The organism is Planosporangium spinosum (genome assembly GCF_049999945.1).
In the GTDB taxonomy this organism is placed as follows: Bacteria; Actinomycetota; Actinomycetes; order Mycobacteriales; family Micromonosporaceae; genus Planosporangium; species Planosporangium spinosum.
Window position 1 is genome coordinate 63,411 of record NZ_JBLYUB010000022.1, and the last position, 17,430, is coordinate 80,840.

The following is a 17,430-nucleotide window of genomic DNA, read 5'->3' on the forward strand; positions in this document are numbered from 1 at the left end:
TCATCCGCCGGCCCGCGGCCGTAGCGTCGGTACACGTCACACAAACCGCCTTTGAGCAGGGAGTACACGTGTCCGCCGTCTCGCCACCGCCGCTGCGTACCAGTGCCGCCGTCGCGGCCCGCGGCCTCACCAAGGTCTACGGGTCCGGGGACGCCGCGGTGACCGCCCTCGACTCCGTCGACGTCGACTTCGCCCCGGGCCGGTTCACCGCGATCATGGGCCCGTCGGGTTCCGGCAAGTCGACGCTGATGCACTGCCTGGCCGGGCTGGACCGGCCCAGCGGTGGGTCGGTCCACATCGCCGACTCCGAGATCACCCGCATGGACGACAAGCGCCTGACCCTGCTGCGCCGCGACCACGTCGGCTTCGTGTTCCAGAAGTTCAACCTGCTGCCGGCCCTGACCGCCGCCGAGAACATCCTGCTGCCGCAGGCCATCGCCGGCCGCAAGCCGGACGCGGCCTGGTACCGGCAGATCGTCGCCGCGGTCGGGCTCACCGACCGGCTGTCCCACCGGCCCAGCCAGCTCTCCGGCGGTCAGCAGCAGCGGGTGGCGATCGCCCGGGCCCTGGTGACCCGGCCCTGGGTGGTGTTCGCCGACGAGCCGACCGGCAACCTCGACTCCCGGTCGGGCGCCGAGGTGCTGCGGTTGCTGCGCGAGGCGGTGGACAGCCTCGGCCAGACCGTGATCATGGTGACGCACGACCCGGTCGCCGCCGGGCACGCCGACCACGTGGTCTTCCTGGCCGACGGCCGGATCGTGCGCGAACTGCCCGAGCCGACCGCCGAGAAGGTCCTCGACGTGATGGCCGGCCTCGACACCGCCGCTGCCGCCAGCGCGAAGCAGAGCCGGTGACCGGGATGGTGAGACTGACTCTGCGCTCGTTGCGGGCGCACGCGCTGCGGCTGGCGCTGTCGTCGCTGGCCATCGTGCTGGGCGTCGCGTTCATCGCCGGCACGCTGATGTTCACCGACGGCCTGCGGGCCGCCTCGTACGCCAAGGCCGGCACCTTCGACCGCCACACCGACGTCGCCGTCTACCCGGCCGACAACGGGCCGTCCGACCCGGACGACCGGCCCCACCTCGACGACGCGACCGTCGCGAAGGTACGGGCGGTCGACGGGGTGCGCGCCGCCGAGGGGGAGCTGAGCGGCGCCGGCGGCGTCCTGGGCAGCAACGGCCGGCCGGTCCTCGGGTACTCGCTGGTCTTCAGCCTGCCGACCGACCCCGCCCTGCAGTCGTACAAGATCGCCCGGGGCCGGCTGCCGCAGCGCGCCGGCGAGGTGGTGCTGGACACCCGTACCGTGGACAAGCAGAAGTTCACGGTCGGCGCCAGCGTCCGGGTGGGCGGCCAGGGCGGCCAGGCCGCGCCGTACACCCTGGTCGGCGTGGTGGACGTCGCCGGCACCTCGAAGGACTTCGGGGGCGCCTTCATCGGCCTGGTCGGCTCCGACGCCCGTACCGTCACCGGCGAAAAGGAGTACGGCCGCATCGTCGTCGCCGCGCGGCCCGGTACCTCCGACACCGGCCTGGCCGCGAAGGTCAGGGCCGCCGTCGGCGCCGGCGTGACCGTCAAGACCCACCAGCAGGTACTCGACGACGCGCTGGACGACGCCGTCCGCGACATCCGGCAGTTCAACATGATGCTGCTGCTGTTCGCCGCGATCTCGGTCCTGGTCGCCGCGTTCGTCATCGCCAACACGTTCACGATCGTGCTGGCCCAGCGGACCCGCGAGACCGCGCTGCTGCGGCTGGTGGGCGCCACCCGCGGCCAGGCGTTCCGGTCGGTGCTGCTGGAGTCGGCCGTGGTCGGCGCCGTCGCGTCGCTCACCGGGGTGGCCGTCGGCGCGGGCATCGCCGTGGGTATGCAGGCGCTGCTGCGCTCGATGGGGCTGCCGATCGAGGGCGGGCCGGTGCTCGCCGCGTCCACGGTGGTCCTGTCGGTCGGGCTCGGTACGGCCATCACGGTCGCCGCGGCGCTCGTACCGGCCTGGCGCGGCACCCGCGTCCCGCCGGTCGCCGCGCTGTCCGACGCGGCGGTGGAGACCGCGCGCCCCGCGGGGTGGCTGCGCCTGGGCGCAGGTGCCGTCAGCCTCGCGGCCGGGGTGGTGGCGCTCGTGGCGGCCGGACGGTCCTCCAGCATCGCCGTCGTCGGCGCCGGCGCCGTGTTCACCTTCACCGGCATCGCGATGTTCGGCCCGGTCCTCGTCCCCGCGCTGGTACGGGTCCTCGGCTGGCCGGTCCGCCGGCTGCTCGGTGCCACGGCGAACCTGGCCGTCTCCAACGCCGTGCGCAACCCCCGCCGCATCGCGGCGACCGCGACGGCCCTGGTGATCGGCATCGGTCTGGTGTCGTCCTTCGTGGTCGGCGCGCAGAGCGTCAAGGACGGCATCGAGCGCAGCGTCGACAAGCAGGTGGGCGTCGACTACCTGGTGACCGGGATCGGCGGGAGCCTGCCGCAGTCGCTCGTGGACGAGTTGCGGGCCCGCCGCGAACTGGGCCTGGTGTTCCGGCCCCGCGAGACGGTGTCCGACCAGGTACAGGTGGTCTCGGCGGATCCGGGGCTGGTCGGCGACAACCTCCGGCACGTGGACTCCGGTGACGTGGCGAAGCTCGGTACCGGCACCGCGCTGGCGTACCGGTCGCTCGCCCGCGACCGCGACCTGCACGTCGGTTCGACGGTGACCGTGGCCGGCCGGCAGTTCCGGATCGTCGCGGTGGTGGACGGCACCACCGATCCGGTCGACCCGGCCCTGGGGGTACCGGCCGGGCACACGGTCGCCCTGTCCGATGCCGACTTCTCGGTGGTGTTCCCCGACATCACGGGCCACGTGGCGGCCATCGACCCGGCCGCCGGGGTGTCCAGCCAGCGGGCCCGGGACGCGATCGAGTCGGTCGTCACGAACTACCCGACGGTGTCGTTCATGGACCGCGCCGCGTACAAGAAGATGCTCACCGGGACGGTGGACACGGTGCTGGCGTTCGTCACCGCGCTGCTCGGACTGGCCGTGGTCATCGCCCTGGTCGGGGTGGCCAACACGCTGACGCTGTCGGTGGTCGAGCGGACCCGGGAGAACGGGGTCCTGCGCGCCGTGGGCCTGACCCGGGGCCGGATGCGGACCATGCTCGCCGTCGAGGCGGTGCTCATGGCGGGCGTCGGGGCGCTGCTGGGGATGGGCCTGGGTACCGCGGCGAGCGCCGGGGCGGTGGGCTTCCTCAACAGCCTGGGCGGCGAGTTCGCGGTGGCGCTGCCCTGGGGCCGGCTGGCCCTGATCCTCGGGGTCGCCGCCGTGGCCGCGCTCGCCGCCTCGGTCCTGCCGGCCCGCCGCGCCGTGAGCCGGCCGGTGGTCGAGGCCCTCGGCACCGAGTAGCCGCAGATCGGCCCGCCGACCGCCCCGCCAAGATCGGCACAACTTCCGGGAAGTTGTGGTCATAGGGGTAGCCCGAGGCCACAACTTCCCGGAAGTTGCGACGATCATGGCGGGCCGGGCGGGGCCGGGCGGGAGCGGTCGAGGCGGGAGTGTGGGCAGCGGACTTGACTTCGGCGCACAGTCGGCTAATCTTGCGACATCCGCATCCACCGAACGGTGGATCCGGCCGAGATGTTCGGTGTGCACATCGTCAAGAAGCGGCGGTTGTCACCAGCGAAACCATCTTGCGCCGGCACTCAAGCAACGGGTGTCGAGCGACGTTAGCTCCCTGGTTGGGTGCTGCCTGCGCGCGTCTGCGTGCCCAGCTCCCGCCGTGACCTGGCACAAGAAGGAAGACGCTGATGACTACCTCCCTGGACCGTGGCGCCCGCATCGACGAAGACCTCACGACGATCGAGGTCGAAACCTCCGCGACCAGCACCGCCGAAGCGGCGCCGGTCAGCACTCCCTCCCGCGCCGCGAAGGAAGCCGACGCCGCCGCCAAGGCACTGATCGCCGCGCTGGCCGACCTTCCGGCTGACAGCCCCGACCGTCCCCGCGTCCGGCAGCGGCTCATCGAGGCGTACCTGCCGCTGGCCGAGCACCTGGCCCGCCGGTTCCGCAACCGCGGCGAGCCGCTCGACGACCTGGTGCAGGTGGCCTGCCTGGCGCTGGTCAAGTCGGTGGACGGCTACGACCACTCCCGTGGCGCCGCGTTCACCAGCTACGCGATCCCGATGATCCTCGGCGAGCTCAAGCGGCACTTCCGGGACAAGGGCTGGAACGTACGGGTGCCGCGCCGCCTGCAGGAGCTGCGGCTGGACATCGGCAAGGCCAGCGGGGACCTGGCCCAGCGGCTGGGCCACTCGCCGACCGTCGCCGAGCTGGCCGAGCACCTCGGCGTCGGTGAGGACGACATCATCGAGGCGATGGAGTCCGGCCACGCGTACCGGGCGCTGTCGCTGCACGCGCCGGTCGCCGGCGACGAGTCGGGCACCGAGCTGGCCGACATGCTCGGCGACGTCGACCCGGACCTGGAGAACGTGGAGAACCGCGAGGCCCTGCGGCCGTTGATCGCGAAGCTCCCGCAGCGCGAGCAGCGGATCATCGTGATGCGGTTCTTCGGCAACATGACCCAGTCGCAGATCGCCGCGCAGCTCGGCATCTCGCAGATGCACGTGTCGCGCCTGCTCGCGCACGCCATGGGTGTCCTGCGCGAGGGCCTCGTGACCGAGGGACGCCGTTTCTGAGGCGCTGCCTTTCTGAGGCGCTGCCTTTCGAGAGGACGTCGTTACCCGACGGTGCTGTCTTTCGCGCGGTGCTGTCTTTCGAGGGGCGCCCGCCCGCTGACCTGGCCAGCGGGCGGGCGCCCGCTGTTTTCCCGGCCGCCGGCCGGTCCCGTCGACGTTTCCACGGCACCGGCCGGTCCCGTCCGATTCGTTCAAGACGCCGGCCGCCGGTCCCGCCTATGGTGGCGCCATGGCAGTGAAATTCGACCTCATCGGTCTCGTTGTCGCGGACATGGGCAGGTCACTGGCGTTCTACCGGCGCCTCGGGCTGGACCTGCCGCCGGACGCGGACACCCAGCCGCACGTCGAGGTGGCCCTCCCCGGCGGCCTGCGTCTGGCATGGGACACCGTCGAGACCATCCGCTCCTTCGATCCCGACCGGGTACCACCGCAGGGCAGTGCCCGGACGAGCCTCGCGTTCCGCTGTGACGGTCCACAGGAGGTCGACCGGGTGTACGACGAGCTCACCGGGGCCGGCTACCACGGGTACAAGAAGCCGTGGGACGCCTTCTGGGGCCAGCGGTACGCCGTCGTGCACGACCCCGACGGCAACAGTGTGGACCTCTTCGCCTCCGCGTGAGCGTCACGTCGTGAGCAGTTCGGTCAGGCTGACGCCGGCCAGCGCCTTCACCTCGCGGGAAAGGTGGGCCTGGTCGGCGTAGCCGGCCGTCGCCGCGACCGCCGCGAACGGGGTACCGGCGCGGGCCAGCGCCAGGGCGCGCCTCAGTCGCAGCACCCGGGCGAGCGTCTTCGGGCCGTAGCCGAAGGCGTCCAGGCAGCGGCGGTGCAACTGCCGTTCGCTCAGGCCCACCGCTTGCGCGGTCACGGCGACCGGGGTGCCGGCGCGCAGTCGGGCCACGATCACGGCCACGGCGCGGTCGGACGGACCGGCGTCGCGCCACCGCCGTACCGCGGCGACCTCGAGCGTCCGCGGCTGGGCGGCCACCTCGTCGGCGAGCTGGCGTACCCGGTCCGCCGGCCACAACTGCGCCAACGGCACCCGGCTGTCACGCAGCAGGTGGGCGGGGGTCCCGAGGATCGTCGGCCCGGTACCGGGCGCGAAACGCAGTCCGATGTAGCGGGTGCCCGGTGCGCTGGTGGTGACGTACGCCCCGGTGTCGGGGCCGGCCACCAGCAACTCGCCGTCCACCCAGATCACGTCGAGGCACCCGTCGGGGAGAACGCGATGGGTCGCCCCCGCCGCGGGGACGGTACTGGTCCACACCACCGCGCCGGGCAGCAGCGCCGGCCTCTCCCGGTACATGGTCGGAGTATCGCTTCCGACCCGGTCCGCCGGTCATCCGGCCAGGATGGCGGCTGCCCGGCCGATCCGGTGGAGGATCGTGCGGATCGGCGGGTAGCACCACGAGGTGATCTTGAAGACCAGCCACCCCGCCAGCAGGCCGAGCAGTTCGGCGACGGCTACCAGGCCGATTGCCACGTCCACCATCTCCTCCGTCTGAATCGGATCCGCCGACCGCCCCACGTCGCGACGGGGCCCCACCGAGCCGACCGTGCCCCACCGAGCCGACCGTGCCCCACCGACGTACCCCTGGCCCCGCAGGGTCACCATGCACCCTGCTAACCGGATCGGGTCGGTTGGAACCGGCGACGGCCGCCCGTTCCTGCCGACCGTACGGCCCCGTACCACCACGGTCGCCGAGCGCACCGGGTACGGCGTCGCATTTCACGCCGCGTGTCGCATGAGGGGCGAAATACCGGGGATGCACACGGTCCGCCCCGGATGGGGGACGACAGATGGGGGAGGAGAGGATGACAGGATCACCGGGTCGTGAGCCGCGTCATTCCGGAGGCACGGCCGTCCGCCTGTCGGCTGTGCGCACCATCGGTCTCGCGGTACTCACGCTCAGTTTGGCGTTCACCACCGCATGTACCAGTACGGACGACACCTCCACCCGTAAGGGCTCGCTCGCCGGCAACGTCGCGAAACAGCCGGCGCTCAAACTCAGCCCGGCCGCGAACGCGGTGGACGTCCAGGTCGCCGACGGCGTCAAGGTCACCACCGTGTCCGCGGTCCTCGACACGGTCACCCTGACCGATGCTGACAACAATCCGGTGGCGGGTGAGTTCGAGCCCGGCAAGCGTGGCTGGCACAGCACGGCGCCGCTCGCGTTCAACGGCCGGTACACCCTCACGGCGAGCGGGACCGGTCCGCGCGGCCAGCGCCTGACCCAGACGAGCCCGTTCACCACGGTCAACCCGGCGAAGCTGGCCAGCCCGACGCTGCAGGCCAACAAGTTCATGGACCTGGCCGAGCACCCCACGTACGGCGTGGGTCAGCCGGTCATCGTCACCTTCAGTGAGCCGGTCACCAACCGGGCCGCGGCCGAGAAGGCCCTCACGGTGACGACCGAACCCAAGGTCAACGGCGCGTGGCGCTGGTTCAGCGACACCGAGGTGCACTGGCGGCCGCCGGAGTACTGGAAGCCCGGTACGAAGGTGACGGTCAGCACCAACGTGCACGGCCGCAACCTCGGCGACGGCGTGTACGGCGACAAGGACAGCAGCGCCTCGTTCACCGTCGGGCAGTCGAAGATCGCCATCGCCGACGACACGACGCACCACATGCAGGTGTTCATCGACGGCAACATGGTCCGCGACATCCCCGTGGCGATGGGCCTGAACGAGCAGATCGGCAGCATCGATCTGCGTACCCGCAGCGGCCCGCACGTGGTGCTCGGCACCGAGGAGGTGACCCGCATGACCTCGGCGAGCTTCGGCCTGACCGGCGAGGGGGCTTACGACTCGATGGTCCAGTACACCACCCACATCTCCTACGAAGGTGAGTACGTGCACGCGGCGCCGTGGAGCGAGGCCCAGCAGGGCAACAGCAACGCGTCGCACGGCTGTATCAACATCAATACCGAGAACGCCATCTGGTTCATGCAGAACTTCGGGCCCGGCGACGTGGTCGACGTCCGCAACACCGGCCTGCCGCTGCAGCCCACCGACGGGCTGCTCGACTGGACCTTCAGCTGGACCGACTGGGTCAAGGGCGCGGCCACCGGCGCCCGGTAGGCCGGGTGCGCCCAGCCGACGGGGAAGCGGCGAATACGTTGGACAGTCGCGCGCCGGGTGCGCGCGGCTGTCCGGCCGCGTGGCGGCATAGCATCGACCGCATGGCCACACACTTCGATGTCGTCGTTCTCGGTGCGGGTCCGGGCGGGTACGTCGCCGCGATCCGGGCCGCCCAGCTCGGCCTGCGGACCGCTGTCGTCGAGGAGCGGTACTGGGGCGGGGTCTGCCTCAACGTCGGCTGCATCCCGTCCAAGGCGCTGCTGCGCAACGCCGAGCTCGCGCAGGTCGTCACCGGCGAGGCCAAGACGTTCGGCATCCGGTTCGACGGTGAGGTGACCTTCGACTACCGGGCGGCGTACGAGCGCAGCCGGAAGGTCGCCGACGGGCGGGTCAAGGGCGTGCACTACCTGATGAAGAAGAACGGCATCGCCCAGTACGACGGCCGTGGCACCTTCACTGACGACCATACGCTGCGCGTCGGCGACGAGACCCTGACGTTCGACCACTGCGTCATCGCGGCCGGGGCGTCCCCGAAGCTGCTGCCCGGCACCTCGCGCAGTGACCGGGTGGTCACCTACGAAGAGCAGATTCTCAGCGAGTCCCTGCCGCGCCGCATCGTCATCGCCGGCGCGGGCGCGATCGGTGTCGAGTTCGCCTACGTGCTGCGCGCCTACGGCGTCGACGTCACGATCGTCGAGTTCCTCGACCGGATCGTCCCGCTCGAGGACGCCGACGTGTCGGCGGAGCTGGCCCGGCGGTACCGGCGGCTGGGCATCAAGCTGCTCACGTCGACGCGGGTGGAGTCGATCGAGGAAGGCGCCGACGGGGTCCGGGTCACCGTGTCCGCCCAGGACGGCCAGCGGCAGACGCTGGAGGCGGACAAGGTCCTGCAGGCGATGGGCTTCCAGCCCAACGTCGAAGGGTACGGGTTGGAGCGCACCGGGGTCCGGCTGACCGACCGGGGCGCCATCGACGTCGACGGGCGCTGCCGCACCAGCGTGCCGCACATCTTCGCGATCGGCGACGTCACCGCGAAGCTCATGCTCGCCCACGCCGCCGAGGCGATGGGGGTCGTCGCGGCGGAGACGATCGCCGGCGCGGAGACGATGGAGCTGGACTACGTCATGATCCCTCGGGCGACGTTCTGCCAGCCGCAGGTGGCGAGCTTCGGCTGGACCGAGGCGCAGGCACGGGAGCGGGGCTTCGACGTACGGGTGGCGACGTTCCCGTTCACGGCGAACGGCAAGGCGCAGGGTCTCGGCGACGCGGGCGGCTTCGTCAAGATCCTCAGCGACGCGACGTACGGCGAGCTGCTCGGGGCGCACATGATCGGTCCGGAGGTCACCGAGCTGCTGCCGGAGTTGACCCTGGCGCAGCGCTGGGACCTGACCGTGACCGAGGTCGCCCGCAACGTGCACGCCCATCCGACCCTGGGCGAGGCGATCCAGGAGGCGATCCACGGTCTGGCCGGCCACATGATCAACATGTAGTCCGGCCGGCCGTCGCCGGCGATGCGGCTCGAAGCCGACATCGACGCTCCGTCAACGGCTGTGGGTCCGTCCGTGACGGGGCGCCGGCCTCCGCCGGATTTTGTCCGCTGACCGGGTGGAAGTCATGACCGAACGAGGGTCAGGCGGGAAAGCGTTTGCCGCCAGGATATCGGCGTGGCAGATGCAGGCTCCCCGTCCGTTGCGCGTCCGAGGTGGTGGTGGCGGCTCCTCGCCGCCGGAGCCGCCGCGATCGTCGGGTACTACCTGATCCAGCTCGCGTCACCGTCCGCCGTGGTGGGCGAGCTGGTGTCGCTGCTGTTCCCGGTCATCGGCCTCGGTGCGATCCTCGCCGGGGTCGCCCTGCACCGGCCGGCCCGCCGGCTGCCCTGGCTGCTGCTGGCCGCGGCAGAGGGGGCGAACCTCCTCGGCGACGTGGTCGGTGCGGTGCAGCGCAACGTGTTCGGGATCGACGCGTACCCGGGACCGGCCGAGGCGCTGTACCTGCTCGCGTACCCGCTACTGGCCACCGCGCTGGTGCTGTTCGTCCGCCGGCGTACCCCCGACTCGAACACCCCGGGGCTCCTCGACGCCTCGATGCTGTCGCTCGCGCTGGGCCTGCTCTGGTGGCTGTCCGTGATCAGCCCGTTGACCAGCGCGAGCGGGTCGGCGCTGGAGAAGGCCGTGTCGGTGGCGTTCCCGGTGATGGACGTCCTGCTGCTCGCCATCGCGATGCGCCTGACGGTCGGCGTCGGCGCCCGTACCCGGTCGTTCGCCCTGCTGCTGGCCAGCATCCTGACCACGTTGCTGGCCGACATGGTGTACGCGCTGCTCACCTCCAGGAACCTGTACGGCGGCAGCGACACCTGGATGAAGTGGGCCTGGTTCCTGGCGTACCTGCTGGTGGGGGCCGGTGCGCTGCACCCGTCGATGCGATCGCTGGACCGGCGGGCGGCGGTGGTGGTGCGGGGCATCAGCCGCGGCCGCCTCGCGGTACTCATCGCGGCCGGGCTACTGCCGGCCGCCCTGTTGCTGGTGCGCTACGCCGCCGGTGGCGGGGCCGGTGTGCCCGAGATCGCGATGGTGGCCGCCGCGCTGTTCGTCCTCATGGTGCTCCGGCTGCGCGGGCTGACCGATGTGCACGAGAAGCTGGTCATCCACGACGGGCTGACCGGCAGCTACAGCCGGCGCTTCCTGGACGAGACGTTCCGCGGCGCGTGCGCCCAGGCCCGCACCAGCCGCCGGGACCTCGCGGTCGCGCTCGTCGACGTGGACAATTTCGCCCTGGTCAACGAGGTGTACGGCACGCTGTCCGGGGACATCCTGCTCGCCGAGGTCGCCGCCCGGCTGCACCGCGGCGGTCGCGACGGCGACGTGGTGGGCCGCGACGGCGCCGACCGCTTCGTCGTCCTGATGCCGGCCGCCGACTTCCGCGACGCGGCCCTGGTCGCCGAGCGGCTGCGCGCCGTCGTCAGCGAGGACCGGGTCGTGCTCGGCGACGACGCGTCGGTGCGCGCGACGGTGTCGGTCGGGCTGGCCGTGATGCCGCGCGACGGCGGCACCCCGCAGGCCCTGCTCCAGGCCGCCGACCAGGCGCTGTACGCGGCGAAGCGGGCCGGGCGCAACCGCGTCTACACCACCCAGGGCCCGGTCCACATCTACTCGTCATGATCGTGGAGACTTTTCCGTGCCGGGATGCAAAAGTCTCCACGATCACGGGGGTGTCGTTCTCACCAGCCAGGCTTCGAACTCGTCGGCGGGTAGCGGTCGGGAGATGAAGTAGCCCTGCGCCAGGTCACAGCCCTCAAGTCGCAGGTGCTCCAGGGTCGGTGCGTCCTCCACACCCTCGGCGACCACCTCCAGGCCGAGGGCGTGACCCAACTGGATCGCCGAGCGCACCACGGCCCGGTCACGGTGGTCGACGGCGAGCCGCTGCACGAACGACTTGTCGATCTTCACCTCGTGGATCGGCAGGTGGCGTAGCCGCCCGAGAGACGAGTACCCGGTGCCGAAGTCGTCGATGGCGAGCTTCACGCCGATGGCGTGCAGCCGGTCCAGGGTGGCGACCGTACCGGCCTGATCGGACACCAGTGCGCTCTCGGTGATCTCCAGGGTGAGCGCGGCGGGCGGTACCCCGACCTGGCCGAGCAACCGGCTCACCACGTCCGGCAGCACGTCGTCGAGCAGGCCGTTCGGCGACAGGTTCACGGCGACGTGCAGGTCGTGGCCGGCCCGGCGCCAGCTCGCACAACGGCGCAGCGCGACCTCGAGGACGTGCATCGTGAGCGGCCGGATGAGCCCGGAGTGCTCGGCCAGCGGGATGAACAGATCGGGCGGTACGAATCCCTGGTCGGGATGGTGCCAGCGGGCGAGCGCCTCCGCGCCGGTCACCAGACCGGTGGCCGGGTCCAGCTTCGGCTGGAACTCCACGGTCAGCTCCCGTCGCTGGACCGCCCGGGCCAGGTCGGCCGTCAGCGACAGCCGCTGGGCGGAGTTCGTGTCCTCCTGCGGCTCGTACAGGCGGGCACCGGCCCGGGCCTGCTTCGCCGCGTACATGGCGACGTCGGCGTGCCGCACCAGGGTCTGCACGGCCTCGCCGTGCATGGGGGAGCAGGCGATGCCGATGCTCACCCGGGTGCTGAGGGTGAGGTGGCCGATGGCGACGGGGTGGTCCATGGCCCGGGTGAGGTGGTCGCCCATCGCCAGCGCCTCGTCCGCCGAGCCCAGGCCGGTCAACAGGACCGCGAACTCGTCGCCGCCGAGCCGGGCGATGATCCCCCGGTCGCCGAGGTGCTGGCGCAGCCGGTCGGCCACCTCCCGCAGCAGCCCGTCGCCGATGTCGTGCCCGAGTGCGTCGTTGACCTCCTTGAACCGGTCCAGGTCCATCATGAGCACGGCGGTGACGCCCGCGGCGGGTGCGGCCAGCCGCTCCTCCAGCAGGATGTGGAACTGGCGCCGGTTGGGCAGCCCGGTCAGCGGGTCGTGCAGGGCCAGGTACTCCTTCTCGGCCGCCTCCGCCCGTAGCCGGTCCACCAGGCCGGCCTTGGCCAGCGACAGGCCCGCGTGGTTGGCCAGCGCCTCGAACAGGCGCACCTGGTCCGACCCGAACGTCGGGGTAGCCGGGAGGCTGCCGGTGACGATCAGTACCCCGGTACCGGCGGGCCCGGCCGGTACCGACACCGCGATGCCGTCCACCGGGTCGTCCGCGGCGTGCCCCGCATCCCTGCCGGTGGCCAGCAGGACCGGCCGGCCCTGTGCCGCGGGCGCCCACCAGTCGGTGGCGTCGGCCACGACGAGGGCCGTGTCGACCGCGCCCACCCGTGACAGCCGGGTACGCGTCCAGGTACCGGCGTCGGGGCCGGGTACCAGCAGCTCGGCCGCTTCGGCGTGGAGCTGGTCGCGGACCTCGGTGAGCAGGGCACGGGTGACCGCCGCGCCGTCGAGCGAGCCGTCCAGCGCGCGGGTGAAGGCGTACAGCCCCTCGACCTGGGCGTGACCCTGGCTCTGCCGGGCGTACTCGCGGTAGGCCAGGAAGGTCACGAAGCCCACCACGGCCAGCAGCGCGACCGCACGCCGGTCGCGCTCCACCACCAACGCGCCGAGCAGGGCGACCGACGTCGTGACGACGACCGGCGGGATTCCCCGGATCACCGCACTGGGTAGCCGGCGCCACTCGCCGGGGTCGTCGTGCAGCGCGATAGCCGCGGTCACCACGACGCCGGCGAGTGCGTCGGCGGCGATCATGCCGGCGTACGCGGCGAGCCACTGGCGCGGGCCGAGCACCTCGTGCGGCCCGGCCACCAGCCGGTACCCGGCCGCCGCGACGGTTGCCTGAGCGGCCAGCAGCACGATGTTCAAGGCGAGCTTGCCGCCCCGCTGCCGGCGGACCAGGGCCATCCCGACCGCCCCACCGGCGGTACGGGCTATCAGCAACGGCAGCGCGCCGACGCCGAGCACGCCGAGCACCAGCGGGATCTCGGCGAGGCTCAGCGCATGGCTGCCCCGCCGCACCCGCAGGTACACGGGGAAGCCTTCGGTCACGAACGACATCATCGCGATCGCGGCCAGCACGACCGTGCGGTCCGCGTCCGGCCACCGGTACCCGGCCGCGAGCGCGAGCTGACCCAGCAGCGTGGCGGCCGCGGTCGCGGCGGTCAGTACCGCGATCCTGGTCGACGGGCGGGACGCGAACGACCGCCACGGCCGCCACGCCCGACGCGCCGGGGTGGTGGCGGTGGCGGCCGCCGGTACCGGTGGCCCGGTCATGCCCGTGCCGTCGCCGTCATGGACTCGCCGACCAGGACCCACTGGCCCACGTCCGCCCGGCCCATGTCCGCCCGGCCCAGGTCCGGCCCGCCCATGTCCGGCCGTCCCAGACCGCGTCGCTCCACACCGCGTCCGCCCAGGTCCGGCCGGCCCAGGTACGCCCGGCCCAGTCGACGTCGCGCCACGTCATCGCGGCCCCGGGCGTACCGCTGAAGCCGTCGCCGCTCCAGACCGAGCCGTTCCAGGTACCGGCGGTCCAGGCCAGGCCGGCGCGCGCGGCCACCGTCCACGTCGCCGGGGTCCACGGCTGGCCCATGATGTCCTGCTCGCCGGTGAGCACGACGCCGGTGTCGGGGTCGGCGACGTGCGACGTGCCGCGGGACAGTTCCAGCGAGCCCAGGCCGGTCGCCGGTGCGAAGGACTGGGTCGCCGCCGGCCCGTACCCGGAGTTGCCGTTGCCCGCGTTGCCGATCACGGTGCTGGCCCCGGCGAGGTTGAGCTGCCCGGCGCCGCGGGCCACCGGGTCGGCCGCCGGCATCGCGCTGGCCGTGCTCGTCAGCAGCCGCTTGACCTGGTCGGGTGTGAGGGTGGGACGCTGCTGCAGGAGCAGCGCCACGGCTCCGGACACGACCGCGGCGGCCTGCGAGGTGCCGCTTCCCCGGAAGTACCGCCCGGTGGTGTCGCCCGGTACCAGGCCGGTGGGGTAGGTGACGTCGATGTACGAGCCGGGGTCGCGCAGCGACACGACCGAGCTGCCCGGTGCGACCAGGTCGGGGTGGCGGGTGCTGTTGCCGCGGCTGCTGAACTCCGCCACGACGTCGTCAGAGAGCTTGGCGGTGCCGTTGTCGTCCGCGGCGCCCACGGCGATGACGTACGGGTTGACCGCCGGCATCGACAGCCGCGTGGCCGTGGCCCCGTCGTTGCCCGCGGAGACCACGACGACGATCCCGTTGCGCCAGGCGGCCTCCACCGCGTACGACAGCGGGTCGAGCCGGGGGTCCTGCGCCGAGTCGGTGCCGAACGAGAGGTTGAGCACCCGGATGTTGAGCCCGGGGTCGGAGCGGTGTGTGACGACCCAGTCGATGGCGGCGATGACCTGCGAGACGTCGACCGCGCCGTCGGCCGCGGCGACCTTGAGGTTGACCAGGTTGGCGCCGGGCGCGACCCCGACGAACGACCGGCCGTCGCCCAACTGGTCGTCGCGCAGGCCCGGGTCCCGGCCGGCGATGATGCCGGCCATGTGGGTGCCGTGGCCGAACGTGTCCAGGTGGCGCAGACCGGGCAACGGTGCCTCGAACGACAGGTCCGGTCCGTTGATCACCTTGGTTGGATCGGACAGCCCCGTGACCGGTGCGATGCCGGAGTCGATCAGCGCGACGCCGATTCCCTGCCCGGTGACCTTCCGGCCGGTCGCGTCGGACTTCGCCCAGACGGCGGGCGCGTCGACCGCGGCGGCGATGCCGGACGCACCGCCCTGGTTGGCGTTGCCCTGGTTGCCGTTGCCCTGGTTGGCGTTGCCCTGGTTGGCGTTGCCCTGGTTGCCGTTGCCCTGGTTGCCGTTGCCCTGGTTGCCGTTCGCGTTGCCGGCACCCCAGCCGGCACGGCCCTTGGTGGCCTGGTCGGAGCCCCACTGGTCGGCGGTGAGCCGGACCGTGCCGTCGGCGGTCACCGCCCGCACGCCGGGTGCCCGTCGTAGGGCGGTCAGCGCCGCGCCGGGTACCCGCGCGGTGAGCACCCCGACCGACGTCAGGAGCCGGTCCACCCGGCCGCCGGTCCGCGTGACCGCGCGGGCCGCCGCATCCGGAGTCGCACCGTCGTACCGCACGACGACGGCGGTCGACGGGCCGGTATCCGCGGGGGAGGCCGTGGCGGGGCCGATGGCGGCGAGCGGCGCGGCGACCAGTCCGACCGAGGCGGCGAACACGGTGGCCCGCGGTCGCGGTAACCGGCCGCGCCCGCGCCGAACCGCGGCAAGGCGTGAGCTGCTCTCCACCATGGAACCTCCCGTAGAAACTACCGGTTGTGTTCATGGTGAGGCGATCCGTGACGGGTTGTTGTCAGGAGAGCGGTCACTGTTGACCGGGGTGGTGTGGGCGGAGCGCGTGCGGCGGCCTTGGCATCCAGATCGCACCCGTGCGGCACCCGGGTCGCACCCGCGCGTCCGGCGCCGGGTCACCGGTCCGGGCGGTGGTTCATGACGCGGGGTGGTTCATGACGCGGGGTGGTTCACGGTGCGGGGTGGTTCACGGCTCGACGACCGTACCGGTATCGGCGTCGGTCACCGTGATCGCCTCCACCGGGCACGAGGCGGCCGCGTCGCGTACCGCCTCGTCCGGTTCGACCTCCGAGGTGATCGGATGCGACCGGTTGTCCGCACCGAGCGCGAAGTGGTCCGGTGCGACGCCCGCGCAGCTACCCGAACCGATGCAGCCGCTGTCGACGCGTATCCGCCACATGCCCGCCGCTCCTACCAGGTGATGGGCAACGCTTCGAGGCTGCGTACCACCATGCCGTGCTTGAACCGGAGCGCGGACTCGGGCACCGCCAGCCGCAGGCCGGGCATCCGGCGCAGCAGTCCGCGCAGCGCCTCCTGAAGTTCCATCCGGGCCAGTTGCGCGCCGAGGCAGTGGTGCACGCCGGCGCCGAAGCCCATGTGCGGGTTGTCGGCCCGGGCCAGGTCGAGCCGGTGCGGCTGGTGGAACACGGCCGGGTCGCGGTTGGCGGCGGCGAGAGCAGGCAGGACAACCGAGCCGGCCGGCAACCGCACGCCGCCCAGCTCCACCTCTTCGGTGGTGACCCGAGGCAGGCTGGCGCCGCCGTCTCCGAGCTGAGCGAAGCGCATCAGCTCTTCGACCGCCTGCGGGATCGCGTCGGGGTCGGCGCGTAGCCGGGCGATGTCGTCGGGGTGCCGCAGCAGGGTCAGCAGGAACATGTTGATCTGGTTCGCGGTCGTCTCGTGGCCGGCGATGAGCAGGCCCAGACAGAGGGTGACCAGTTCGTGCTCGGAGAGCCTGTCCTGGGAGTCCCGGGCATCGATGAGGGCGGTCATCAGGTCGTCGGCCGGCTCGGCGCGTTTGGCCGCGATCAGGCCTTCCAGGTAGTGCGACAGGGCGTCGGACGCGGCCTGGACCTCCTTCGGGTCCCGCCGCCAGTCGCTCATCAACGTGTCCGACCAGGAGTGGAACATGTGCCGGTCGTCGGCCGGCACACCGAGCAGCTCGCAGATGACCTGCACCGGCAGTGGCAGGGAGAAGCGGTCGACCAGGTCGACCGGCCGGGGCCGGGTCTCCAGGCCGTCGAGCAGCGCGTCGACGATCGCGGCGGTGCGGGGGCGCAGTTCTTCGACGCGCCGGGCGGTGAACGCGCGGGCGACCAGTTTGCGCAGCCGGGTGTGTTCGGGGGGATCCATGCCGATGATCGAGTCGCCGGCGATCACGAGGCCGACCTGCGGCGCGTCCGGGCCGGATGCGGCGGCACGGCTGAAGCGCGGGTCGACGAGGACCCGGCGGACGTCGGCGTGCCGGGTCACCAGCCAGGCGGACCTGCCGTCGGGCAGCCGCACCGGCGCCACCGGCTGCTGTTCGAGCAGGCGCAGGTACTCCGGTGCCGGGTCGTACAGCGACGGCGGTGAACCGAACGGGTACGGGAGCGGCTCGGCTGACCCGGTCGTTGTCTCCGGCCCGGTCGTTGTCTCCGGCCCGGTCATCGTCTCCGGCCCGGTCGTTGTCTCCGGCCCGGCCTTCCCGTTACCAGGAGTCGTGTCGACCGGTGGCGCCATCTCGTCTGGTAGGGCCATGCGGAGCACCTCCGTACCGGTAGCCCGACAAGCAGCGGTGTGTCCCGACAATCAGCGGCGTCTCTCAAGGTATCGACCGACAATGATCCAAGTCGACCGTCGGTGGGCTGCGCAAAGCGGCAGTGGGGTACCGTGCACGCCGGC

13 protein-coding genes are annotated in these 17,430 nt (G+C 72.3%); 7 read left to right on the top strand and 6 right to left on the bottom strand.

Translation table 11 applies throughout. The annotated features are described in order from the left end of the window. Positions 1–68: 68 nt before the first annotated feature. The 4 genes from ACNTMW_RS25400 to ACNTMW_RS25415 all read left to right on the top strand — a co-directional run bounded on the left by ACNTMW_RS25400 (position 69) and on the right by ACNTMW_RS25415 (position 5,278). On the top strand, positions 69–854 hold the full coding sequence (locus ACNTMW_RS25400; protein WP_426636314.1) for an ABC transporter ATP-binding protein: 786 nt from the start codon (positions 69–71) through the stop codon (positions 852–854). A gap of 5 nt (positions 855–859) precedes the next feature. Further along, complete coding sequence (locus ACNTMW_RS25405; protein WP_426636315.1) at positions 860–3,370, top strand: ABC transporter permease; 2,511 nt, start codon at positions 860–862, stop codon at positions 3,368–3,370. A 401-nt stretch (positions 3,371–3,771) separates the two neighbouring features. After that, on the top strand, positions 3,772–4,659 hold the full coding sequence (locus tag ACNTMW_RS25410) for an RNA polymerase sigma factor SigF (protein ID WP_426636316.1): 888 nt from the start codon (positions 3,772–3,774) through the stop codon (positions 4,657–4,659). A gap of 229 nt (positions 4,660–4,888) precedes the next feature. Further along, positions 4,889–5,278: a VOC family protein gene (locus ACNTMW_RS25415; RefSeq protein ID WP_426636317.1), complete on the top strand. Its 390-nt coding sequence runs from the start codon at positions 4,889–4,891 to the stop codon at positions 5,276–5,278. A gap of 3 nt (positions 5,279–5,281) precedes the next feature. Here ACNTMW_RS25415 and ACNTMW_RS25420 read toward each other — a convergent pair whose 3' ends face one another. Together ACNTMW_RS25420 and ACNTMW_RS25425 are read right to left on the bottom strand one after the other, a co-directional pair. Further along, entirely contained in the window at positions 5,282–5,962 is a 681-nt protein-coding gene (locus ACNTMW_RS25420) for a helix-turn-helix domain-containing protein (RefSeq protein ID WP_426636318.1), read from the bottom strand. Positions 5,963–5,995: 33 nt separating this feature from the next. Beyond that, positions 5,996–6,139: a hypothetical protein gene (locus ACNTMW_RS25425; protein WP_426636319.1), complete on the bottom strand. Its 144-nt coding sequence runs from the start codon at positions 6,137–6,139 to the stop codon at positions 5,996–5,998. A gap of 395 nt (positions 6,140–6,534) precedes the next feature. Between ACNTMW_RS25425 and ACNTMW_RS25430 the strand changes: the two genes are divergently transcribed. The 3 genes from ACNTMW_RS25430 to ACNTMW_RS25440 all read left to right on the top strand — a co-directional run bounded on the left by ACNTMW_RS25430 (position 6,535) and on the right by ACNTMW_RS25440 (position 10,895). Then, positions 6,535–7,737, top strand: a complete 1,203-nt coding sequence (locus tag ACNTMW_RS25430; RefSeq protein WP_426636320.1) for a L,D-transpeptidase — start codon at positions 6,535–6,537, stop codon at positions 7,735–7,737. Positions 7,738–7,838: 101 nt separating this feature from the next. Beyond that, a complete protein-coding gene (gene lpdA / locus ACNTMW_RS25435) occupies positions 7,839–9,227 on the top strand; it encodes a dihydrolipoyl dehydrogenase (RefSeq protein ID WP_426636321.1) in 1,389 nt (462 codons plus the stop codon). Positions 9,228–9,401: 174 nt separating this feature from the next. Beyond that, positions 9,402–10,895, top strand: a complete 1,494-nt coding sequence (locus ACNTMW_RS25440; RefSeq protein WP_426636322.1) for a GGDEF domain-containing protein — start codon at positions 9,402–9,404, stop codon at positions 10,893–10,895. A gap of 42 nt (positions 10,896–10,937) precedes the next feature. On the opposite strand, the gene ACNTMW_RS25445 is transcribed toward ACNTMW_RS25440, so the two are convergent. The 4 genes from ACNTMW_RS25445 to ACNTMW_RS25460 form a co-directional block, all read right to left on the bottom strand. Next, positions 10,938–13,490: a putative bifunctional diguanylate cyclase/phosphodiesterase gene (locus ACNTMW_RS25445; protein ID WP_426636324.1), complete on the bottom strand. Its 2,553-nt coding sequence runs from the start codon at positions 13,488–13,490 to the stop codon at positions 10,938–10,940. Positions 13,491–13,506: 16 nt separating this feature from the next. Continuing rightward, positions 13,507–15,486, bottom strand: a complete 1,980-nt coding sequence (locus tag ACNTMW_RS25450) for a S8 family serine peptidase (RefSeq protein ID WP_426636325.1) — start codon at positions 15,484–15,486, stop codon at positions 13,507–13,509. A 247-nt stretch (positions 15,487–15,733) separates the two neighbouring features. Further along, positions 15,734–15,946 (bottom strand): ferredoxin, encoded by a 213-nt coding sequence (locus ACNTMW_RS25455; protein WP_426636326.1) that lies wholly within the window; start codon positions 15,944–15,946, stop codon positions 15,734–15,736. A gap of 11 nt (positions 15,947–15,957) precedes the next feature. Beyond that, positions 15,958–17,286, bottom strand: coding sequence for a cytochrome P450 (locus tag ACNTMW_RS25460; RefSeq protein ID WP_426636327.1), 1,329 nt, complete (start codon positions 17,284–17,286; stop codon positions 15,958–15,960). Between the last annotated feature and the right edge of the window lie 144 nt (positions 17,287–17,430).